Source organism: Anaerobacillus sp. 63XJN7_5_ISO-PGPR-S23-430, from assembly GCF_056173695.1.
In genome coordinates this window covers 118,805-140,734 of sequence record NZ_CM149686.1, presented here as the reverse complement: position 1 = coordinate 140,734, position 21,930 = coordinate 118,805, and the positions used below count along the sequence as shown (strand labels likewise).

Below are 21,930 nucleotides of genomic sequence, written 5' to 3'. Positions count from 1 at the left end.
GCTACAATTATTCGCCTGTAGCTTTTTTAATGATTTCTTCAGAAATTGATTTAGGTACTTGCTCGTAGTGATCGAAAGTCATTGTATAAGTACCACGACCTTGTGTACGTGAGCGAAGCGTAGTTGCATAACCAAACATTTCTGATAGTGGTACGAACGCGTTAATAACCTGAGCGTTTCCGCGTGCAGTCATACCTTCAACACGTCCACGACGGCTAGTTACATCGCCCATGATGTCTCCCAAGTATTCTTCTGGAACTACAACTTCAACTTTCATCATAGGCTCAAGAAGAGCAGGGTCACAAACAGTCTTAGCTTTTTTCAAAGCCATAGATGCTGCGATCTTAAATGCCATTTCGTTTGAGTCAACGTCATGGTAAGATCCATCAACAAGACGAGCTTTCACGTCGATTAGTGGGTAGCCTGCAAGCAGACCGTTGGCCATTGAATCGCGAAGTCCTGCTTCAACTGCAGGGATATATTCACGTGGAACAACACCACCGACAATTTTGTTTTCAAATTCAAATCCAGCGCCTTCTTCGTTAGGTTCAAATTCAACCCATACGTGTCCGAATTGTCCACGACCACCGGACTGACGTACGAATTTACCTTCAACCTTACCGGCTTTACGGATTGATTCGCGATAAGCAACCTGAGGTGCACCAACAGTTGCTTCAACTTTAAACTCACGACGTAAACGGTCAACGATGATATCAAGGTGAAGTTCACCCATTCCAGAAATGATCGTTTGGCCAGTTTCTTCGTTTGTTTCAGTTTTGAAAGTTGGATCCTCTTCAGCAAGCTTAGCTAGAGCAACAGCCATTTTATCCTGGTCACTCTTAGTCTTAGGCTCGATTGCTACTGAGATAACCGGATCTGGGAAGTCCATAGACTCAAGGATAACAGTATCCTTTTCATCACATAGAGTGTCACCAGTAGAAGTATCTTTCAGACCAACTGCCGCTGCGATATCTCCTGCGTAAACAGTTGAGATTTCTTCACGGGAGTTAGCGTGCATCTGAAGAATACGGCCTACACGTTCGCGCTTATCTTTAGTCGAGTTCTTAACATAAGAACCAGAAGAAAGCGTTCCTGAGTAAACACGGAAGAATGTAAGCTTACCAACGTAAGGGTCAGTCATTACTTTAAATGCAAGTGCAGAGAAAGGACCATTATCGTCAGCTGTGCGAATTACTTCTTCTTCAGAATCTTTTAGATGACCTTTAATTGCTGGAACATCAAGTGGTGAAGGTAGGTAGTCAAGTACAGCATCAAGAACAAGCTGAACGCCTTTGTTCTTAAATGCAGAACCACAAAGTACAGGATAGAATTCAACGTTACAAGTTCCTTTACGGATTGCAGCTTTGATTTCTTCAACTGTCAATTCTTCACCTTCAAGATATTTCATCATAAGGTCTTCTTCAAGCTCAGCTACAGCCTCAATAAGCTTCGTGCGGTACTCTTCAGCTTGTTCCTTGTATTCAGCAGGAATTTCGCGTGATTCTGTACGTGAACCAAGATCATCAAGATAATAGAAAGCTTCCATTGTGATGAGATCAATGATTCCTTCGAAGTCATCTTCAGCACCAATTGGTAGCTGAATAGGGTGTGCATTAGCTTGTAAACGCTCAGTTAGTGTACCTGTGGAGTATAGGAAGTCTGCTCCGAGTTTATCCATTTTGTTAATGAATACGATACGCGGTACGCCGTAGTTAGTAGCTTGACGCCAAACAGTTTCTGTTTGTGGTTCAACACCAGATTGTGCATCAAGTACTGCAACTGCTCCATCCAATACACGCAATGAACGTTCAACTTCTACTGTGAAGTCTACGTGACCAGGCGTGTCAATGATGTTAACACGGTGGTCTTTCCACTGGGCAGTGGTAGCAGCAGAAGTGATCGTGATTCCACGCTCCTGCTCCTGCTCCATCCAGTCCATCTGTGATCCACCCTCGTGAGTTTCACCAATTTTGTGGATACGCCCTGAGTAGAAAAGAATACGCTCAGTAGTTGTTGTTTTACCAGCATCGATGTGAGCCATGATACCGATATTACGTGTATCTCTTAAGGAGAATTCTCTTGCCATTAGTATTTCTCCTTCCTTTTATAAAGGGATTTGGGTTGTGTGCTGATTACCAACGGTAGTGAGCAAATGCTTTGTTAGCTTCAGCCATTTTGTGCTGTTCTTCACGCTTCTTAACAGAAGCACCTGTGTTGTTAGCAGCATCCATAATTTCGTTAGCAAGTCTTTCTACCATTGTCTTTTCACCGCGAAGACGGGAATAGTTCACAAGATAGCGAAGACCTAGAGTTGTACGACGATCTGGACGTACTTCAACTGGAACCTGGTAGTTTGCACCACCAACACGACGAGCGCGTACTTCAAGTACTGGCATAACGTTCTTCATCGCTTGGTCAAATACTTCCATAGCCTCTGTGTTTGTGCGTTCCTGAATAAGATCAAATGCTTTGTATAGCACCTGTTGAGCTTTACCTTTCTGACCGTCTACCATAAGGCGGTTGATCAGGCGAGTAACTAGCTTGGATTTGTAAATTGGATCTGGTAATACGTCACGACGTTCTACTGGACCTTTACGTGGCATGGGTTGACCCCCTTTCATGTTTTAGTTAATTAATAGCTATTATTTCTTAGCTGGTTTCGGTCTCTTAGTACCGTATTTAGAACGACCTTGTCTACGATCGTTAACACCTGCAGTGTCAAGCGCACCACGAACAATGTGGTAACGTACACCTGGTAAATCTTTAACACGTCCTCCGCGGATTAGCACTACACTGTGCTCCTGAAGGTTGTGACCGATACCTGGGATATAAGCAGTTACTTCAATTCCGTTAGTAAGACGAACACGAGCGTATTTACGCAATGCGGAGTTCGGCTTCTTAGGAGTCATCGTACCTACACGAGTACACACACCACGTTTTTGTGGAGATGAAAGATCAGTATGAGACTTTTTGAAGCTATTATATCCTTTGTTCAATGCTGGAGAATCGGATTTCTTTGTTCTAGAAACGCGTCCCTTGCGAACAAGTTGGTTAATAGTTGGCATTTTGTTTTCCTCCCTTCTTTTGTTAATAGCAAGCCCACACATCCAGGTGGTTCATGTATAGATAAAAGGAAAGTTTTTGCCTGACAGGGCATGCCTTGCCCGGCAAAAACGGTTATGCTTTTATCGTAACTGTTGCTGCGCCTACTTCGATTCCACATGCCTTACCTAGCTTCTTCATAGAATCCACTCGGTAAACTGGTATGCTTTTCTCTTCGGCGAGTGCAACAACTTTAGAAGTTACCCTGCGATCAGCGTCGTCAGCGATGAAAACTTCCTTCGCTTCTCCAATCTGGAGGGCCTTTAGAGTTTGTTTCGTTCCGATAATCAATTCATCTGCCTGTGATACTTTTTCATAAGACAAGAACATATCCTCCAAAGTAACAGGATTATCGGAAGCACCTTGGATATAATATCACCCTGTACTTCCGATGTCAACACTTCCCCTGTTTATTCTTGACTAACTAACGCACTTTCTTCTTGTTCTAAAAGCTCTTCAGCCTCTTGTGCTTCACCTGCTACGTTGATTCTACGGTAACGTTGCATACCAGTACCTGCCGGAACAAGTTTACCGATAATAACATTTTCCTTAAGACCAAGTAGCTCATCACGCTTACCTTTGATAGCTGCATCAGTTAGGACACGAGTTGTTTCCTGGAAGGATGCTGCTGATAAGAATGATTCAGTTTCAAGAGACGCTTTAGTAATACCAAGAAGAACCGGACGACCAGTTGCAGGTAAGCCACCTTGTTTAAGAACTTTACGGTTAACACCTTTAAACTGGTGAATATCGATAAGGGATCCTGGCAACACTTCAGTATCGCCCGCATCAATAACACGAATCTTACGCATCATCTGACGAACCATAACTTCAACGTGTTTATCGCCAATTTCAACACCCTGCATACGGTAAACCTTTTGCACTTCTGCAAGTAGGTATTCTTGAACGCCGTCAATACCACTAATTGTTAGAAGTTGTTTAGGGTCAATCGAACCTTCAGTTAGAGGTTGACCAGCCTTCACTTCATCTCCTACAACTATTTTCAAACGAGCGCCGTATGGAACAGGGTAGTTTCTTGTTTCAGTTTCACCTTGAACGACAATCTCTTTCTTCTCTTTCACCTCAGCCAAATCAATCACTTTACCATCAAGTTCAGACACAACAGCCTGACCTTTAGGGTTACGTGCTTCAAATAGCTCCTGGATACGAGGAAGACCCTGAGTAATATCGTCTCCGGCAACACCACCTGTGTGGAATGTACGCATTGTCAACTGTGTACCTGGTTCACCGATTGATTGAGCAGCGATAATTCCAACTGCTTCACCAACTTCTACACGAGTACCAGTTGCAAGGTTACGTCCATAACACTTCTTACAAACGCCATGACTAGTGCTACAAGTAAAAGCAGAGCGGATATAGACGTTCTCAATACCAGCTTCTACGATTTCAGTAGCAATGTCTTCTGTAATTAGGTTATTTTTCTCAACAAGAACTTCGTTCGTGTCAGGATGTCTAACTTTCTTAAAGGCAACACGGCCAACAAGACGGTCAAACAACCCTTCGATTAATTCATTTCCATTCTTAATCGCACTAACTTCAAGGCCGCGATCCGTACCACAATCGTCTTCACGAACAATAACATCCTGTGCCACGTCAACAAGACGACGAGTAAGGTAACCTGAGTCAGCTGTTTTAAGGGCCGTATCGGCAAGACCTTTACGAGCACCGTGTGTTGAAATAAAGTACTCAAGCACTGTTAGACCTTCGCGGAAGCTGGATTTGATTGGAAGTTCAATGATCTGTCCAGATGGGTTTGCCATCAATCCACGCATACCTGCGAGCTGAGTAAAGTTAGATGCGTTACCACGAGCACCTGAATCACTCATCATAAAGATTGGGTTATCTTTTTCGAGTCGATTCATTAGTTTTTCCTGGATACGATCTTTCGCACTACTCCAAATCGCAATAACACGATCATATCGCTCGTCGTCAGTAATAAGACCACGACGGAATTGCTTAAGAACTTTTTCGACTTTCTCTTCAGCCTCATGAACAATTTCTTGTTTCTCAGCAAGTACCACTACGTCAGCTACACCAACGGTAATACCAGCTTTAGTTGAGAATTTGAAACCAAGATCTTTCATGCGGTCAAGCATACGAGACGTTTCAGTCACTTTGAATCGCTTAAACACTTCGGCGATGATTTTACCAAGAATACCTTTCTTAAATGGTGAAATCAATTCGCGCTGAGCAATTTCTTCTTTCACATTCACTCCGTGAGGAAGGAAGTAATTTTCCGGTGTGGCGATTTCAAGGTTATTTGTCGTCGGTTCATTAATATATGGGAATGACTCCGGAAGAATTTCGTTGAAAATCAACTTACCAACCGTTGTCACAAGCAATTGCTTGTTCTGCTCTTCAGTAAAGGCAGATTTATTCAATGATGCAGCAGGGATTGCTACGCGAGAATGAAGATGTGCAAATCCATTCTGGTAAGCAATTAATGCTTCATTTGTATCTTTGTAAACAGAACCCTCACCGATTGCTCCTTCACGTTCCATAGTAAGGTAGTAGTTACCTAGAACCATATCTTGTGACGGCGTAACAACTGGTTTACCATCTTTCGGGTTAAGGATGTTCTGTGCTGCAAGCATTAAGATACGTGCTTCAGCTTGTGCTTCAGCAGATAACGGTACGTGGACGGCCATTTGGTCACCATCGAAGTCAGCATTGTAAGCTGTACATACGAGTGGGTGAAGACGAATCGCGCGCCCTTCAACTAGAATGGGTTCAAACGCCTGAATTCCAAGTCTGTGAAGCGTTGGTGCACGGTTTAAAAGAACTGGATGTTCTTTAATTACGTTTTCCAAAACGTCCCAAACTTCAGGGTGAACTTTTTCTACTTTACGTTTCGCACTCTTAATGTTGTGTGCAAGACCTTTTGATACAAGCTCCTTCATTACGAAAGGTTTGAACAATTCAAGCGCCATTTCTTTTGGAAGTCCACATTGATACATCTTCAAGTGAGGACCTACAACGATAACGGAACGACCTGAATAGTCAACACGCTTACCTAGTAGATTCTGACGGAAACGACCTTGCTTCCCTTTCAGCATGTGAGAAAGAGATTTCAAAGGACGGTTACCAGGACCTGTTACTGGACGACCACGACGGCCGTTATCAATAAGGGCATCGACAGCTTCTTGAAGCATACGCTTCTCGTTCTGCACGATAATACTAGGAGCACCAAGATCTAACAAACGTTTCAAACGATTATTGCGGTTAATTACACGACGATACAGATCGTTTAAATCCGATGTCGCAAATCGTCCGCCGTCAAGCTGTACCATAGGACGAAGCTCTGGAGGAATAACCGGAAGAACATCTAAAATCATCCATGACGGGTTATTTCCTGAACCACGAAATGCCTCAAGTACTTCAAGACGTTTAATCGCACGAGTTCTACGTTGACCTTGTGCAGTTTTAAGCTCTTCTTTAAGGATATCTACTTCTTTATCAAGGTCGATATCAAACAGTAGTCTGCGGATTGCTTCCGCACCCATTTCTGCAGAGAATGTTTTACCATACTTTTCACGGTATGCACGGTATTCTTTTTCAGAAAGAAGTTGTTTCTTCTCAAGCGGTGTGTCTCCAGCTTCAGTGACAACATAAGAAGCAAAATAAATAACTTCTTCTAGTGCACGCGGAGACATGTCGAGAACAAGTCCCATACGACTTGGAATGCCTTTAAAGTACCAGATGTGAGAGACAGGAGCAGCAAGCTCGATGTGCCCCATTCTCTCACGACGGACTTTTGCACGTGTTACTTCAACACCGCAGCGATCACAAACGACTCCTTTATAACGGATACGTTTGTATTTCCCACAATGACATTCCCAGTCTTTTGTGGGTCCAAAGATTCGCTCACAGAAAAGACCATCTTTCTCTGGCTTCAAGGTACGGTAGTTAATGGTTTCTGGCTTCTTAACTTCTCCTCTTGACCAAGAGCGGATTTTAGCCGGTGACGCCAGACCGATTTTCATATACTCAAATTTATTGACATCTATCAAGGGGCCTACCTCCCTTTAGAATTCAGGTTTAACCCTTACTCACTCGCCTGATTTGACCCAACATTCAAGTTTAATTTCTCACTGGATTGGTCTTCTTCATCGTCTAACTCTTTCATTTCAATTTCTTGCTCATCACTTGCTAGCATTTTGACATCCATACCAAGCGACTGCAATTCTTTGATTAGAACTTTAAACGATTCTGGAATACCAGGCTCAGGAACATTTTCGCCTTTTACGATTGCTTCGTAAGTCTTAACACGTCCAACAACATCATCCGACTTCACAGTCAAAATCTCTTGAAGGGTATATGCAGCACCATATGCTTCGAGTGCCCATACTTCCATCTCACCGAAACGCTGTCCACCGAATTGTGCTTTACCACCAAGCGGTTGCTGCGTAACAAGTGAATATGGTCCAGTAGAACGTGCGTGAAGCTTGTCATCGACCATGTGAGCAAGTTTGATCATATACATGACACCGACAGAAATGCGGTTATCAAATGGTTCGCCTGTGCGACCATCGTAAAGAACAGTTTTACCATCACGTGGCATTCCTGCTTCTTCTAGTGTTTCCCATACGTCTTCTTCACGAGCTCCATCAAATACCGGTGTTGCTACGTGAATTCCAAGTGCACGTGCGGCCATACCGATATGCAACTCTAGTACCTGTCCAATGTTCATACGAGAAGGAACACCTAGAGGGTTCAACATGATATCGATCGGAGTTCCATCAGGCAAGTATGGCATATCTTCTTCAGGAAGAATCCTAGAGATTACACCTTTGTTACCATGACGTCCCGCCATTTTATCTCCTTCATGAATCTTACGCTTCTGTACAATATAAACACGAACAAGTTGATTTACTCCCGGAGGAAGCTCATCGCCGTCTTCACGGTTAAAGATCTTCACATCAAGTACAATACCATCTCCGCCGTGAGGTACACGTAGAGAAGTATCACGAACTTCACGAGCTTTTTCTCCAAAGATTGCATGAAGTAGACGTTCTTCAGCAGTTAGCTCTGTTACACCTTTAGGAGTAACTTTACCTACAAGGATATCTCCGTCTTTCACTTCAGCACCCATGCGAATAATTCCGCGTTCATCAAGGTTACGCAATGCGTCTTCCCCAACATTCGGAATGTCACGAGTGATTTCTTCAGGTCCTAGCTTTGTATCGCGAGCTTCTGATTCGTACTCTTCGATGTGAATTGAGGTATAAACGTCATCTTTTACAAGACGTTCGCTCATAATAATAGCATCCTCGTAGTTGTAACCTTCCCATGTCATAAACCCGACTAGGACGTTACGCCCAAGGGCCATTTCACCTTTTTCCATTGAAGGTCCGTCGCCAAGGATTTCTCCTTTTACAACGCGATCGCCTTCAACAACAATAGGCTTTTGGTTATAGCACGTTCCCTGGTTGGAACGAATGAATTTAAGCAATTTGTAACGATCAAGATCGCCTTTCACTTCCTGTCCATCAATGACGGAGATACGACGAACATGAATTTCTGCAGCAGATGCAAACTCGACTAGACCGTCATGCTTACAAATAACAGCAGCACCGGAATCTTTTCCGTTAACATGCTCCATACCTGTTCCGACAATTGGTGCTTCAGGAACCATCAAAGGTACAGCTTGACGCTGCATGTTCGCACCCATAAGCGCACGGTTGGAGTCATCATTCTCAAGGAACGGAATACAAGCCGTTGCGGCCGAAACTACCTGTTTCGGTGATACGTCCATGTAATCAATTTTTTCACGAGCGATGATAATGTTTTCGCTACGGAAACGAGCAACAATATCTTCGTCTTGGAATGAACCATCATCGTGTAGCTTAGCATTTGCCTGTGCCACAACGTAGTTATCCTGTTCATCAGCAGTTAGGTAGTCAATAAACTCCGTCACTTTACCTGTTTCAGGATCTACTCTGCGGTATGGCGTTTCAATAAAGCCAAATTTATTAACTCTCGCATAAGAAGACAATGAGTTAATAAGTCCGATGTTTGGTCCCTCTGGAGTTTCGATCGGACACATTCTGCCATAGTGGGAGTAATGTACGTCACGAACTTCAAAGCCAGCACGCTCACGTGTTAAACCACCAGGTCCTAGAGCAGATAAACGACGCTTGTGAGTTAACTCAGCTAGCGGGTTTGTCTGATCCATAAACTGGGACAACTGAGAGCTACCAAAGAATTCTTTAATAGAAGCGATAACAGGACGAATGTTGATAAGCGCCTGAGGCGTAATAACGTTCGTATCCTGAATAGACATACGTTCACGAACGACACGTTCCATACGAGATAAACCGATACGGAATTGGTTCTGAAGTAGTTCACCTACAGAACGAAGACGACGGTTACCTAGGTGATCAATGTCATCTGTGTTACCTACTTGATGTAGAAGGTTAAAGAAATAGTTAATAGAAGAAATGATGTCGCCAGGTGTGATATTCTTCACGCCTGTTTCAACTCCACCATTACCAATTACATTAATGACTCTTTCCCCTTCTGGATCATCAGGTGCGTATACCTTAATGGATTGCAGACCGATAGACTCATCTTCAATTACTCCACCGTGAGGTTCAACGTCTTTAAATCCAACGTTAGTCTCTAGAGCAGGAAGGATTCTGTCCAGTAGACGACGATCAAGGATCGCGCCTTCTTCTGCAATCACTTCGCCTGTTTCAGGATCAACAAGCGTTTCCGCAAGACGTTGATTGAATAGACGATTTTTAATATGAAGCTTCTTGTTAATCTTGTAACGTCCTACGTTCGCAAGATCATAGCGCTTTGGATCAAAAAAGCGAGAATCAAGTAAGCTTTTGGCGTTATCGACAGTCGGAGGCTCGCCAGGACGTAAGCGTTCGTAGATTTCTAGAAGCGCTTTTTCCGTGCCGTCCGTGTTGTCTTTTTCCAGGGTATTGCGAAGATACTCATCTTCACCTAGGAGATCTATGATTTCTTGATCAGACCCAAACCCTAACGCTCTGAGCAGCACCGTAATTGGTAGCTTTCTAGTACGATCAATTCGTACATAGACAATATCTTTGGCATCAGTTTCAAATTCCAGCCATGCTCCTCGGTTTGGAATGACAGTAGCTGTATATCCTTTTTTGCCGTTCTTATCGATCTTTTCACTATAGTAGACACTTGGAGAACGCACGAGCTGAGATACGATTACGCGTTCTGCCCCATTAATAATAAACGTACCTGTTTCAGTCATTAATGGGAAGTCACCCATGAACACTTCCTGTTCCTTTACTTCGCCTGTTTCTTTATTGATCAAGCGTACTTTTACACGTAAAGGCGCAGAATAGGTCACATCTCGCTCTTTGGTTTCTTCCACGGGATACTTAGGTTCACCGAGGCTGTAATCAATAAATTCCAGCACAAGATTACCAGTGAAATCTTCGATTGGAGAAATATCCTGAAACATTTCTCGTAAACCCTCATCAAGAAACCATTGATAAGAAGCCGTTTGAATCTCAATTAGATTTGGCAAATCCAACACTTCTTTGATTCGCGCGTAGCTTCTTCTTTGGCGGTGGCGTCCATACTGAACTAGTTGGCCTGTCAAATGATTCACCCCTCAAATCCAGCGTATTTATTTTCTTAGCCCAATGATATTCTGTTTTAAAAAGAATCTATCGTTGGACAAAAAAGAAAAAGGGCATTGATAAAAATTCCCCTTAACTATAAGCGATTATATTAGTTTTTCCAGACGACGGCATTTTATACCTCTTTGCACACGAATGTGAAAAAGGCCTGGAAAATCCATCATTGGCATTATATTATATTAGCATAGGCCATCCATGAAGTCAAAGGATATTTTCATATTTTACTTGACTGCTTTAAGAATATAGTATCCTTTCTTTTTCACGACGGTTTCAACATGCTCAAACATTTCTTCGAGTCTGGTTATTGCAGATGGGGCCCCTTGCTTCTTTTGGATCACTACCCAAAGCGTCCCACCTTTTTTTAAAACGTCATAGGCCTCTTCAAGAATTCCATGAACAACTTGTTTACCTGCACGTATAGGAGGGTTCGTAAGGACAGACGCGAACGTTTTATCTTTTACGGCATTCAACTGATCACTTGCCATAACGCTCAAATTATGAACGCGATTCTTAATGGCATTGCTCATCGCAAGCTCTGTTGCGCGTTCATTTATGTCTAGCATATAAAAATAACGATTTGAAAATTCAGAAGCAAGTGAAATGCCGATCGGGCCATAGCCACATCCAACATCAACAATATCCCCTTCAAGTTCAGGTTCTTCAAATGATTCGATTAGAAGTTTACTCCCAAAATCGATTTCCTTCTTTGAAAAAACACCAGAATCAGTCGTGAATTGAAATTTACTTCCCCGTAAATCCGCATCAATTTTGTTCGGACTGCTTTTCACACCCGGATTCTTCGTATAATAATGTTCACCCATTGCTTTCCCTCTTTTCAACGTCATTTCTATAAGCCTAACCCCTATAACCAAACCAAAAATAATAGCGTCAAATAACAAAAAGCTCGCTTTTAAAAGCGAGCTTTTGTTTCAAACGACTACTTAACTTCGATTACTGCGCCAACTTCTTCAAGCTTGCCTTTAAGCTCTTCAGCTTCTTCTTTAGCAATGCCTTCTTTAATCGGGCTTGGTGCGCCATCAACTAGTTCTTTAGCTTCTTTCAAGCCAAGACCAGTGATTTCGCGAACAACTTTGATGACCTTGATTTTGCTGCTTCCAGCACTTTCAAGAACTACGTCAAATTCAGATTGCTCTTCAGCAGCACCTTCTGCTGCGCCACCTGCTGCTGCTACTGGAGCTGCTGCAGTTACACCAAATTCTTCTTCGATTGCTTTAACTAGGTCGTTAAGCTCAAGAACTGTCATTTCTTTGATTGCTTCAATGATTTGCTCGTTACCCATGAGTAAATCCTCCTTAATTTTTGTTTTATTTATACCAATTGATAGGCCGTGCGTTTACGCGCCTTGTTCTTCCTTTTGATCAGCCACAGCTTTTGTAGCAAGTGCCATATTGCGCATAGGTGCTTGAAGCACAGATAGCAACATAGAAAGTAGTCCATCGCGGTTTGGTAGGTCCGCAAGTTCTTTGATCTTTTCTACTGATACAACGCCGCCTTCGATTACGCCAGTCTTGATTTCAAGAGCTTCGTGATTCTTAGCGAAGTTGTTCAAAATTTTAGCAGGAGCAACAACATCTTCATTGCTGAACGCGATTGCCGTAGGTCCGACAAGGTGTTCATTCAAATCAGTAAGTTCAAGCTCTTCTGCCGCGCGACGAGTCATTGTGTTCTTGTAAACACGGAACTCAACGTTTGCATCACGCAATTGCTTACGAAGCTCAGTTACTTCAGAAACATCAAGTCCACGATAATCAACAAAAATTGTTGATTGGCTATCACGTAGTTTGTCTGCAATTTCCGTAACTAGTTGCTTCTTCTGTTCAACTATACTGCTCATAGTTCCACCTCCTAAAGAAATGTATCTATACCGCCCTGGAATATGAGGTCATATAAAAAGCCTTCACATCCGAAGACATGAAGGCTTTACGATTACATACGTATCGAATCACTTCACACCTCGGCAGGATATTAAGTGCAAGAACACCCCTGCTGTCTACGGTACAGAAAGTATTAATTTATCAAACAACATTTACAAGTATATTTAATAGCTACGCAAATGTCAACAGCTAATTTAATTAGCGGTAAGTTGATGCGTTAACTTTAACACCAGGTCCCATTGTAGATGTAACCGAAATGTTTTTAAGGTACGTACCTTTAGCTGCTGCTGGCTTAACTTTCACAAGTGTTTCTACAAGTGTGTTTAAGTTTTCAACAAGCTTGTCAGCTTCGAAAGATACTTTACCGATCGGTGCATGGACGTTACCAGCACGATCAACGCGGTACTCTACTTTACCAGCTTTGATTTCGTTAACAGCTTTTTCAACGTCGAACGTTACTGTTCCAGTTTTCGGGTTCGGCATTAAACCTTTTGGTCCAAGTACACGACCTAGTTTACCAACTTCGCCCATCATGTCTGGAGTTGCAACGATTACGTCAAACTCAAACCAACCTTCGTTGATTTTAGCGATATAGTCTGCTTCTCCTACATAGTCAGCGCCAGCTGCTTCAGCTTCTTTAGCCTTTTCACCTTTAGCGAAAACAAGAACGCGTTGTGTTTTACCAGTTCCGTTTGGAAGTACAACCGCGCCACGAACCTGCTGGTCGTTTTTCTTAGGGTCTACTCCAAGACGAACTGCTGCTTCAACTGTTCCATCAAAGTTTCCTACAGATGTCTTTTTCACAAGTTCAACTGCTTCTTGAGGCTCATAGAAAGTTGTACGTTCAACTAGCTTGGCAGCCTCCTGGTATCTCTTACCTCTTTTTGCCATTTTGTGTTCCTCCTTGAATGTGGTTTAGCGGATTAACCTCCCACTATTTATGACGCCAAAATGTCGACATCATAATAAAAGTTGCGAACCTGTATAACACAGGCAGGAATCCCTTTTAATCGCAACGGCTTGTGTAACATTAATCTTCGATCGTAATTCCCATGCTACGTGCAGTACCTTCAACCATACGCATTGCAGAATCAACATTCGCTGCGTTAAGGTCTGGCATTTTTGTTTCAGCGATTTCACGCACTTTATCACGCTTCACAGTCGCAACTTTGTTGCGGTTTGGTTCACCAGAACCTGACTCGATACCTGCTGCTTTCTTAAGAAGAACTGCAGCTGGTGGAGTTTTAGTGATAAATGTAAATGAACGGTCTTCAAAAACCGTAATTTCTACTGGAATGATCATACCAGCTTGGTCAGAAGTACGAGCATTAAACTCTTTACAGAATCCCATAATGTTAACTCCAGCTTGACCTAGTGCAGGTCCTACTGGCGGTGCAGGATTCGCCTTCCCAGCCGGGATTTGCAATTTAACAACCTTGATTACCTTTTTAGCCACGCGACACACCTCCTTAAGTCCGTGATGTGGTATTTGGGTGTTTTACACCCTCCCACCTTATATATCAATTGAATGTCTCGATTAGTATGAGACTCATGAAACATTAAAATTCTATCATTAATCGAAAAGTTAAGCAAGGACTTTTCAATTAGAACTTCTCAACTTGTCCGAAATTAAGTTCAACAGGCGTTTCTCTGCCAAACATATTTACGTGCACTTTGACCTTTCCTTTGTCCGTATCGATCCCTTCAACAGAACCTACGAAATCAGCAAATGGACCTTCTTTCACTTTAACTTTCTCTTTAAGTTCAAAGTCTACATCTACTTTTGGTTGCTCCATACCCATTTGCTTAAGAAGTGATTCCACTTCTTCCGGAAGCAATGCAGTCGGTTTAGACCCAGCACCACTAGACCCTACGAATCCAGTAACACCTGGTGTATTCCGAACGACATACCATGAATCATCTGTCATGACCATTTCTGTAATAACATAGCCAGGAAAGACTTTTTTCATAACTGTCTTTTTCTTGCCGTTCTTCTCTTCTGTTTCTTCTTCTACCGGGACGAGAACACGAAAGATCTTATCCGTCATGCCCATTGTCTCAACCCTTTTCTCAAGGTTGGTTTTTACTTTGTTTTCATACCCCGAGTACGTATGAACAACATACCATCTTTTTTCCATATTTGCAGGACTGCGTCCTTCCCTCCCCAGCTCATTTACTCTCTCATTCTAACCTTCTGAATGAAAATTTATAACGAATTATCCTAAAATGAGGCGGATTATCGAGGAAATACCCTGGTCAATCAATGCGAAGAAAACAGCTATAAAAATAACCGTTGTAACAGTTACAATCGTATAGCGTGTTAATTCCTTACGCGTTGGCCAACTTACCCGCTTCATTTCACTTGCGACATTACGAAAGAACTTACCAGAACGTTGAACAATACTTGCCATTACTTGTTACCCCCAATTAATCTGGTGGAAAACTCCCCCGAGAATCTATTTTGATAAGGTTTGCCTCAAGAAGCAAACACCCTTCGAGGCATTACTTTGTTTCACGATGGACAGTGTGAACATCGCAGTATTTGCAATACTTCTTAACTTCCATGCGGGCCGGGCTCGTCTGTGAGTTTTTCATAGTTGTATAGTTTCGGCTATTGCATTGAACACATGCTAGTACTGCCTTTTTTCGCATAATGACACCTTCCTAAGCCGCGCAGTAGTGAAGTTTGTAATTTATATAAGCTATATTATTTCAAAAAAGAGCAAAATAAAAAAACGTTCAGCTACCCTGTGACGTTCTTACAAACCTAACAAAAAATTGACATTCTTACTTTTATCACTTTATCACAGCGTGTTTCAGCATGTCAATAAAGCGTCGGATAGGTACTCATAAGAAAAGAACAGGGAACTCGCCCCTGTTCTTTTCCCTAACCATCTTAGGTTTGTCCATATTAAAGGCTGACTTCACGTAGTTCGAGATAACGCTCTAACTTGCGTTTCACTCGTTGCAATGCGTTATCAATTGACTTGACGTGACGGTTTAGATCAACCGAAATTTCTTGGTATGAACGTCCATCGAGATAGAGCATTAGCACCTTTCTCTCTAAATCGCTCAAAATTTCTGACATTTTAAGTTCGATGTCATCAAATTCTTCCTGATTAATAATTAATTCCTCAGGATCTGTTACTTTCGTGCCGCATATAACGTCTAGAAGCGTACGATCAGACTCTTCATCGTAAATTGGCTTATCAAGCGATACGTAAGAGTTAAGCGGAATATGCTTCTGTCTTGTAGCGGTTTTGATAGCTGTAATCATCTGCCGGGTGATGCATAATTCGGCAAACGCTTTAAAAGATGAGAACTTGTCTCCTCTAAAATCACGAATGGCTTTGTAGAGACCGATCATCCCTTCTTGGATGATATCTTCTCGGTCTGCTCCAATGAGAAAATACGACCTCGCCTTAGCGCGTACGAAATTTTTGTACTTCGTAATCAAATGTTCCAACGCTCTACTGTGACCTTCATGAACCATGATGACGAGCATTTCATCATCAAGTTGATCGAATGCTACGTGTTCCAGGTGTCTTTGGTCTACTGACAGTTGTTCTTGATTTACCGTGCTTTCTTTGAGGTCTACTGTACTCAATATGCGTTCCCCCCGACCAGTACGCTATATAGAAATATTATACAGTACGTGTCGAAAAATCGTCAACCGCCTATTTACCGCCTCTTCGCCATTTTTCAAATATTTCGCTAATTTCTTCTGATAAATGCAGGCCACCAGAACGATTGCGACGATTTTCAGTATTTACACTTTTTTCAATTCCTTTTTCAATTCCTTGCATTTCGTTGTAAAGTTCACGCGCAGATTTCCTAAGTGCACCTTGGCCAAAGATAGCCCATTGCTCTGTAAAATCTGATGTTGCCACATGTATTTGCGTTCTTATACCCTTCAGTTCCCTCGCCATTTTCTCAATCCGCTCATCTGCTGTTTCATTTTCTCTCGTATAAATAACATCAATTCTGTATTGGCTATGACGTTTTTCAATACCATGAGAGAGGTGAGCGTCAAAAACGACGATCACCTGATACCCGGTATAAGCTTGATATTCGGCCATTTTTTCAATTAGAAGCTCACGTGCTTTACTGAAATCTCTCTCTTTAAGTGTTCGCAATTCTGGCCATGCACCAATAATGTTATAGCCATCAACTAACAGCACGTCCATTATTTACTCCCCCAAAGGATGACGTTGTCGGTAAACCTCATACATCATTAACCCTGCAGCAACTGAAGCGTTGAGAGAGGTTACTTTTCCGGCCATTGGAAGACTTACTAAGAAATCACATTTATCCTTAATAAGACGTCCCATCCCTTTACCTTCACTTCCGATGACAAGTCCGATCCCCATATCATAGTCTGCCTGACGATAGTCCTGCCCCCCGGTTGCATCAGTGCCCACAAACCACAAGCCGCGGTCTTTCAACTCGTCCATTGTTCTAGCAAGGTTCGTTACTCGCGCAACCGGGATATACTCAATCGCTCCTGTAGAAGATTTGGCAACGGTAGAAGTTAAACCAACCGCTCTTCTTTTTGGAATAATAACTCCATGAGCTCCTGCAGAATCCGCTGTTCTTAATATAGATCCTAGATTATGAGGATCTTCAATTTCATCAAGAATAAGGAAAAACGGCGGCTTCCCAGAATCCTCTGCTTTCTTAAATAAATCCTCAAGATCAGCATATTCATACGCCGCAATTGAAGCGACAACACCTTGATGGTTACTTTCCCCGGATAGTTGTTCTAGCTTTCGTTTCGGCACGAACTGCACGAGTACATTTTGTTCCTTTGCTTTTTGTATCAAGTTTTGAAGAGGGCCTTTTTGAGACCCTTCATTTATCCAAATTTTATTGATTTCGTGTCCCGATCGTAATGCTTCAAGAACCGAATTTCGTCCTACAATAAATTCTTTATCCATCTGACTTCACTTCTTTCTTCGGTTGTTCTACGAATTCATAAAGCTTTTGTAACAATTCATTTACTCTCTCTTCATTTCCCTTTAAATGATGGTACCCAAACAAAGCTTCAAGGGCTGTTGAATATTTGTACGTACTTACGCTCGTATTCTTTGGGACAGTTCCCGATTTAGCATTTCTTCCTCGGCGCACAACACCAGCTTCTTCCTCTGTCAGCCATTCTTTGTTTAATACATGGTGCAGGAACGCTGCCTGTGCTTTTGCAGAAACATACGTCGTTGCTGTTCGGTGCAGCTGATTAGGTCGAATGTGACCAAGTGAAAGCAGCCGCTTCCGAACGTTGATTTCAATAACAGAATCTCCCATATAAGCAAGCGCAAGTGAATTAAGTAGTTTTGCATCGATTTCCTTCATGCGCTACATCCTTTTCCAGCGAACGCCTTGAGGTGTATCCTCAAGAAGAATTCCCTGTTCTTTTAATTCATCACGAATTTCATCTGCTCTTCCAAAATCACGTTGCTTCCTTGCTTCATTTCGTTCTTCTATCAGTTGATCCACATCTTCATCAAGTAGAGCTTTTTCTCTTTTGAAGGAAATGCCAAGAACGGAACCAAAGTCTTCAAAGCGCTCCATAAATAGTTCAAGAATCTCCATGGATGAATTTGTCCCCTGGAGGTAGAGATTAGCTTCTTTAGAAAGTTCAAATAAAATGGAGATCGCATTCGCCGTATTAAAATCATCGTCCATTTCTGTAACGAAGCGTTCACGATATCCCTCAATTCTCTCTTGCCATTTCTCAACTTCTCCATCAAGGTCAGCACTGTGTTGAAGGCGGTGCTCAAGGTTTTCTACCGTATCCTTAATGCGATCAAGTCCTGTTTTAGCACTTGCCAGGAGCTCATGGTCAAAGTTAATGGGATTACGATAATGAACAGACAACATAAAGAATCGAATCGCTTCTGGGTCATGCTGTTTAATCAAGTCATGAACAAGGACAAAATTACCTAGTGATTTAGACATTTTCTCGTTGTTAATATTGATATACCCGTTGTGAAGCCAATAATTCGCAAAAGTATGCCCAGTTAACGCTTCCGTTTGCGCTACTTCATTTTCATGGTGAGGGAATGCCAGATCTTTTCCTCCCGCATGAATATCAATTGTATCTCCTAAATATTTCTTCGCCATCGCCGAGCATTCAATGTGCCAGCCTGGTCGCCCCTCTCCCCATGGACTCGCCCATGAAATTTCACCTTCTTTTGCAGATTTCCAAAGTGTAAAATCAAGAGGGTCTTCTTTCTTTTCACCCACCACAATTCGAGAACCGAGCTTAAGCTCATCGATGGACTGGTGTGAAAGTTTTCCATAACCTTCGAATTGACGAGTTCTAAAGTACACATCTCCTTCAGACTCATATGCGTAGTTCTTTTCAATAAGAGCTGTGATAAAATCAATGATTTCCTGCATGTTCTCTGTTACTCTTGGATGTTCGTCTGCTTTCTTAACGCCAAGCGCACCCGTATCTTCATGATAAGCACCGATAAATCGTTCAGCCACTGCCGGTACATCTTCACCCAATTCATTGGCCGCTCGAATCAATTTATCATCTACATCCGTAAAGTTAGAAACATACTGCACATCATAATCTCTGTATTGAAGATAACGACGGACAACATCAAAGACAATAGCAGGGCGCGCGTTACCAATATGAATATAGTTGTATACGGTCGGACCGCACACGTACATCCGTACTTTACCTTCTTCAATTGGTTGAAACGTTTCTTTTTTCTGTGTCAATGTATTATATAGCTTAATCGCCATAACTTTCACTCCTCTTCCTTAACGTTCGGACTTCCTCTGTTAACTCTCGCAATTCTTGTTCCATTTGCTTAAATTTATCAGCCACTGGATCCGGCATCTTATGATGGTCAAGATTATGTGGAACTTTCACTCCATTTTGGATAACGACTCTTCCAGGTATACCTACCACAGTTGAATTAACAGGCACATCCTGCAAAACAACTGACCCGGCACCTACTTTGGAATTCTCTCCTATCGTGATGGAGCCTAGCACCTTCGCTCCCGTCGCAACAAGCGTATTATCCCCAAGAGTTGGATGACGTTTCCCTTTTTCTTTACCAGTTCCCCCAAGTGTTACGCCTTGGAATAACGTCACATTATTTCCAATCTCACATGTTTCTCCAATAACAACACCCATACCGTGATCAATAAAACAACGTTCTCCAATTGTTGCTCCTGGATGAATTTCGATACCTGTGAAAAATCGACTGATTTGCGATACTGCTCTAGCAAGAAAGAAAAACTTCTTTTTCCAAAACCAGTGTGCCACTCGATGTGACCATATTGCGTGAAGGCCAGCATAAGTTAGAATAACCTCAAAATAACTTCGTGCTGCTGGATCTTGATCAAAGACCACATCGATATCCTGCTTCAACGTCTTCCACATGTCTTCACCTCTCTCCGTATACTCCCATAAGATCAACTAGAATGTAGGTTCACCATCTCTGCGTTCCAAAGAATAATAATTATTAAAAAAAGCGCCCCTGTGTGATGACTCCATCACACAGAGACGCTATTTGCGTGGTTCCACTCTGCTTCGAACATTTTTACAAATGTTCCTATCACCGATAACGGCGGCACCGCTCCTACCTAATAACCATAAAGGCTTTCTGTAGAAGACTCAGAGGGGCATTTCAATGAGTAAATACTTAAGCTGCTTTCAGCCGAGGACAGCTCTCTCTATAAAGAATTACACTCATTTACTTTTCCTCTTCAACGTTTGTTGTCAATTCGCTTATTATTATGCTTTACTCATCGCAAGAACTTGATTCAAACGAGCATTAACTGCTTCCCTTCCAAGTAAGGCAATCGCCTGCGGAAGTTCAGGACCATGTGTTTCACCTGTCGTAGCCACACGGATTGGCATAAAGAGTTTCTTCCCTTTATGACCAGTTGCCTTTTGAGTAGCCTTGATAGCTGATTTAATTGCAGCTGGCTCAAATTCTTCAACTTCTTTAAGTTGGTCTATGAATCCTTGCATCACTTCAGGAATTTGCTCTTCGTTTAGTACTGTCATTGCCTCTTCATTATACTGAATTTCTTGCTTAAAGAACAACTCAGTAAGCTCAACAATTTCTCTACCATAGTGAAGTTGTTCTTGATAAAGGGCGATTAGTTCTTGAGCCCATTCCTTTTGTTCCGCTGTCATTTCAAGAGGGAACCTTCCTGCTTCAACAAGATGTGGAAGAGTCAGTTCAACCACTCGATCAAGACTCGCCTGTTTAATATATTGATTATTCATCCAGTAGAGTTTTTGTGAATCAAAAACTGCCGGCGAAGTGGACAAGCGTTCTGGATCAAAGATTTCGATCAATTGCTCTTTCGTAAACAGCTCTTCTTCTCCCTTAGGCGACCAACCAAGTAGTGTCACAAAATTAAATAACGCTTCTGGAAGAAAACCTAAGTCATGGTACTGTTCAATATACTGCACAATTGATTTATCCCGCTTACTAAGCTTCTTCTTCTGATCATTAACGATCAGTGTCATATGACCAAATTTAGGTGGTTCAAAACCAAATGCTTCGTAGATCATTAACTGCTTAGGTGTGTTTGAGATATGATCATCCCCACGAAGAACGTGAGAAATCTTCATATGGTGATCATCGAGAGCAACGGCATAGTTGTAAGTCGGAATACCGTTCTTCTTAACGATAACAAAGTCGCCAATTCCATTCGATTCAAAGGATACGCGGTCTTTTACAACATCGTCAAACGAATATTCTTTATCACGTGGAACTGCAAAACGAATGCTCGGTTCTCTACCTTCTGCTTCTAACTTTTCACGCTGGTCTTCTGTAAGATGTCGACATTTTCCAGAATATCGCGGCATTTCTCCTCGCGCACGCTGTGCTTCTCGCTCTGCCTCAAGCTCATCTTCTGTACAATAACATTTATATGCAAGTTCTTTATTCAAAAGCTCTTTTGTATGTTCAGTATAAATATCTAGACGTTCCATTTGAGTATATGGACCGTATTCTCCCTCTTTATCGATACTCTCATCCCAATCCATTCCTAGCCACTTTAAGTAATCAAGCTGATTCTCAACGCCACCTTCAACATTACGAGACTGGTCCGTATCTTCAATACGAATGATGAACTTACCGCCTTGATTTCTAGCAAACAAATAATTAAATAACGCCGTTCTTGCATTCCCAATATGTAAATAACCTGTTGGGCTCGGCGCATAACGTACGCGTACTTCGTTTCCCATTATATCCACCACCATTAATTATTATCTTTAACTGTCTTATTATTTTACCATTACCGTCAAA

21 protein-coding genes and 2 other annotated features are annotated in these 21,930 nt (G+C 42.2%); all 21 genes read right to left on the bottom strand.

What is annotated here, in order from left to right; all coding sequences use genetic code 11:
- Positions 1-7: 7 nt before the first annotated feature.
- The 21 genes from fusA to gltX all read right to left on the bottom strand — a co-directional run bounded on the left by fusA (position 8) and on the right by gltX (position 21,869).
- On the bottom strand, positions 8-2,086 hold the full coding sequence (gene fusA / locus AC0VYJ_RS00710; protein WP_194220290.1) for an elongation factor G: 2,079 nt from the start codon (positions 2,084-2,086) through the stop codon (positions 8-10).
- Positions 2,087-2,132: 46 nt separating this feature from the next.
- Entirely contained in the window at positions 2,133-2,603 is a 471-nt protein-coding gene (rpsG, locus tag AC0VYJ_RS00705; protein WP_194220289.1) for a 30S ribosomal protein S7, read from the bottom strand.
- Between the two features lie 39 nt (positions 2,604-2,642).
- Entirely contained in the window at positions 2,643-3,065 is a 423-nt protein-coding gene (rpsL, locus tag AC0VYJ_RS00700; RefSeq protein WP_283153199.1) for a 30S ribosomal protein S12, read from the bottom strand.
- A gap of 112 nt (positions 3,066-3,177) precedes the next feature.
- Positions 3,178-3,426, bottom strand: a complete 249-nt coding sequence (locus tag AC0VYJ_RS00695) for a 50S ribosomal protein L7ae-like protein (RefSeq protein ID WP_194220287.1) — start codon at positions 3,424-3,426, stop codon at positions 3,178-3,180.
- A gap of 86 nt (positions 3,427-3,512) precedes the next feature.
- Entirely contained in the window at positions 3,513-7,133 is a 3,621-nt protein-coding gene (gene rpoC, locus AC0VYJ_RS00690) for a DNA-directed RNA polymerase subunit beta' (protein WP_475366289.1), read from the bottom strand.
- 35 nt (positions 7,134-7,168) lie between these two features.
- Positions 7,169-10,711 carry a DNA-directed RNA polymerase subunit beta gene (rpoB, locus tag AC0VYJ_RS00685; RefSeq protein ID WP_194220285.1) on the bottom strand — a complete coding sequence of 1,181 codons (3,543 nt, stop codon included), beginning with the start codon at positions 10,709-10,711 and terminating at the stop codon, positions 7,169-7,171.
- A 261-nt stretch (positions 10,712-10,972) separates the two neighbouring features.
- Entirely contained in the window at positions 10,973-11,572 is a 600-nt protein-coding gene (locus tag AC0VYJ_RS00680) for a class I SAM-dependent methyltransferase (RefSeq protein WP_475366288.1), read from the bottom strand.
- A 116-nt stretch (positions 11,573-11,688) separates the two neighbouring features.
- Entirely contained in the window at positions 11,689-12,051 is a 363-nt protein-coding gene (gene rplL / locus AC0VYJ_RS00675; protein ID WP_430246602.1) for a 50S ribosomal protein L7/L12, read from the bottom strand.
- Between the two features lie 54 nt (positions 12,052-12,105).
- A complete protein-coding gene (rplJ, locus tag AC0VYJ_RS00670; protein ID WP_160921565.1) occupies positions 12,106-12,606 on the bottom strand; it encodes a 50S ribosomal protein L10 in 501 nt (166 codons plus the stop codon).
- Between the two features lie 44 nt (positions 12,607-12,650).
- Positions 12,651-12,786: a sequence feature (ribosomal protein L10 leader region), on the bottom strand.
- Positions 12,787-12,844: 58 nt separating this feature from the next.
- Entirely contained in the window at positions 12,845-13,537 is a 693-nt protein-coding gene (rplA, locus tag AC0VYJ_RS00665) for a 50S ribosomal protein L1 (protein WP_194220282.1), read from the bottom strand.
- Positions 13,538-13,676: 139 nt separating this feature from the next.
- Positions 13,677-14,102: a 50S ribosomal protein L11 gene (rplK, locus tag AC0VYJ_RS00660; RefSeq protein WP_048313309.1), complete on the bottom strand. Its 426-nt coding sequence runs from the start codon at positions 14,100-14,102 to the stop codon at positions 13,677-13,679.
- 148 nt (positions 14,103-14,250) lie between these two features.
- Positions 14,251-14,784 (bottom strand): transcription termination/antitermination protein NusG, encoded by a 534-nt coding sequence (nusG, locus tag AC0VYJ_RS00655; protein ID WP_194220281.1) that lies wholly within the window; start codon positions 14,782-14,784, stop codon positions 14,251-14,253.
- A 78-nt stretch (positions 14,785-14,862) separates the two neighbouring features.
- The gene (secE, locus tag AC0VYJ_RS00650; RefSeq protein WP_098445961.1) at positions 14,863-15,057 is read right to left on the bottom strand and encodes a preprotein translocase subunit SecE; all 195 of its coding nucleotides are present in this window, start codon (positions 15,055-15,057) and stop codon (positions 14,863-14,865) included.
- A 91-nt stretch (positions 15,058-15,148) separates the two neighbouring features.
- Positions 15,149-15,298 (bottom strand): 50S ribosomal protein L33, encoded by a 150-nt coding sequence (gene rpmG / locus AC0VYJ_RS00645; RefSeq protein WP_194220280.1) that lies wholly within the window; start codon positions 15,296-15,298, stop codon positions 15,149-15,151.
- 259 nt (positions 15,299-15,557) lie between these two features.
- Positions 15,558-16,208 carry an RNA polymerase sporulation sigma factor SigH gene (gene sigH, locus AC0VYJ_RS00640; RefSeq protein ID WP_194220319.1) on the bottom strand — a complete coding sequence of 217 codons (651 nt, stop codon included), beginning with the start codon at positions 16,206-16,208 and terminating at the stop codon, positions 15,558-15,560.
- A 115-nt stretch (positions 16,209-16,323) separates the two neighbouring features.
- Positions 16,324-16,833, bottom strand: coding sequence for an NYN domain-containing protein (locus AC0VYJ_RS00635; RefSeq protein WP_194220279.1), 510 nt, complete (start codon positions 16,831-16,833; stop codon positions 16,324-16,326).
- A 3-nt stretch (positions 16,834-16,836) separates the two neighbouring features.
- A complete protein-coding gene (gene rlmB / locus AC0VYJ_RS00630; protein ID WP_226616809.1) occupies positions 16,837-17,583 on the bottom strand; it encodes a 23S rRNA (guanosine(2251)-2'-O)-methyltransferase RlmB in 747 nt (248 codons plus the stop codon).
- A complete protein-coding gene (locus AC0VYJ_RS00625) occupies positions 17,576-17,995 on the bottom strand; it encodes a Mini-ribonuclease 3 (protein ID WP_475366287.1) in 420 nt (139 codons plus the stop codon). The genes rlmB and AC0VYJ_RS00625 overlap by 8 nt, the downstream gene beginning before the upstream one ends.
- A 3-nt stretch (positions 17,996-17,998) precedes the next feature.
- The gene (gene cysS / locus AC0VYJ_RS00620; protein ID WP_430246605.1) at positions 17,999-19,399 is read right to left on the bottom strand and encodes a cysteine--tRNA ligase; all 1,401 of its coding nucleotides are present in this window, start codon (positions 19,397-19,399) and stop codon (positions 17,999-18,001) included.
- The gene (cysE, locus tag AC0VYJ_RS00615) at positions 19,389-20,045 is read right to left on the bottom strand and encodes a serine O-acetyltransferase (RefSeq protein ID WP_404684295.1); all 657 of its coding nucleotides are present in this window, start codon (positions 20,043-20,045) and stop codon (positions 19,389-19,391) included. The genes cysS and cysE overlap by 11 nt, the downstream gene beginning before the upstream one ends.
- 116 nt (positions 20,046-20,161) lie before the next feature.
- Positions 20,162-20,384, bottom strand: a binding site (T-box leader).
- A 15-nt stretch (positions 20,385-20,399) separates the two neighbouring features.
- Positions 20,400-21,869, bottom strand: a complete 1,470-nt coding sequence (gene gltX, locus AC0VYJ_RS00610) for a glutamate--tRNA ligase (protein ID WP_475366286.1) — start codon at positions 21,867-21,869, stop codon at positions 20,400-20,402.
- Positions 21,870-21,930: the final 61 nt, after the last annotated feature.

Excerpts from the sequence above, each read along its gene's own strand:
- fusA (WP_194220290.1), bottom strand. The coding sequence starts at position 2,086 with ATGGCAAGAGAATTCTCCTTAAGAGATACACGTAATATCGGTATCATG.
- rpsG (WP_194220289.1), bottom strand. The coding sequence starts at position 2,603 with ATGCCACGTAAAGGTCCAGTAGAACGTCGTGACGTATTACCAGATCCA.
- rpsL (WP_283153199.1), bottom strand. The coding sequence starts at position 3,065 with ATGCCAACTATTAACCAACTTGTTCGCAAGGGACGCGTTTCTAGAACA.
- AC0VYJ_RS00680 (WP_475366288.1), bottom strand. The coding sequence starts at position 11,572 with ATGGGTGAACATTATTATACGAAGAATCCGGGTGTGAAAAGCAGTCCG.
- rplL (WP_430246602.1), bottom strand. The coding sequence starts at position 12,051 with ATGGGTAACGAGCAAATCATTGAAGCAATCAAAGAAATGACAGTTCTT.
- rplJ (WP_160921565.1), bottom strand. The coding sequence starts at position 12,606 with ATGAGCAGTATAGTTGAACAGAAGAAGCAACTAGTTACGGAAATTGCA.
- rplA (WP_194220282.1), bottom strand. The coding sequence starts at position 13,537 with ATGGCAAAAAGAGGTAAGAGATACCAGGAGGCTGCCAAGCTAGTTGAA.
- nusG (WP_194220281.1), bottom strand. The coding sequence starts at position 14,784 with ATGGAAAAAAGATGGTATGTTGTTCATACGTACTCGGGGTATGAAAAC.
- secE (WP_098445961.1), bottom strand. The coding sequence starts at position 15,057 with ATGGCAAGTATTGTTCAACGTTCTGGTAAGTTCTTTCGTAATGTCGCA.
- rpmG (WP_194220280.1), bottom strand. The coding sequence starts at position 15,298 with ATGCGAAAAAAGGCAGTACTAGCATGTGTTCAATGCAATAGCCGAAAC.
- AC0VYJ_RS00635 (WP_194220279.1), bottom strand. The coding sequence starts at position 16,833 with ATGGACGTGCTGTTAGTTGATGGCTATAACATTATTGGTGCATGGCCA.
- rlmB (WP_226616809.1), bottom strand. The coding sequence starts at position 17,583 with ATGGATAAAGAATTTATTGTAGGACGAAATTCGGTTCTTGAAGCATTA.
- AC0VYJ_RS00625 (WP_475366287.1), bottom strand. The coding sequence starts at position 17,995 with ATGAAGGAAATCGATGCAAAACTACTTAATTCACTTGCGCTTGCTTAT.
- cysS (WP_430246605.1), bottom strand. The coding sequence starts at position 19,399 with ATGGCGATTAAGCTATATAATACATTGACACAGAAAAAAGAAACGTTT.
- cysE (WP_404684295.1), bottom strand. The coding sequence starts at position 20,045 with ATGTGGAAGACGTTGAAGCAGGATATCGATGTGGTCTTTGATCAAGAT.
- gltX (WP_475366286.1), bottom strand. The coding sequence starts at position 21,869 with ATGGGAAACGAAGTACGCGTACGTTATGCGCCGAGCCCAACAGGTTAT.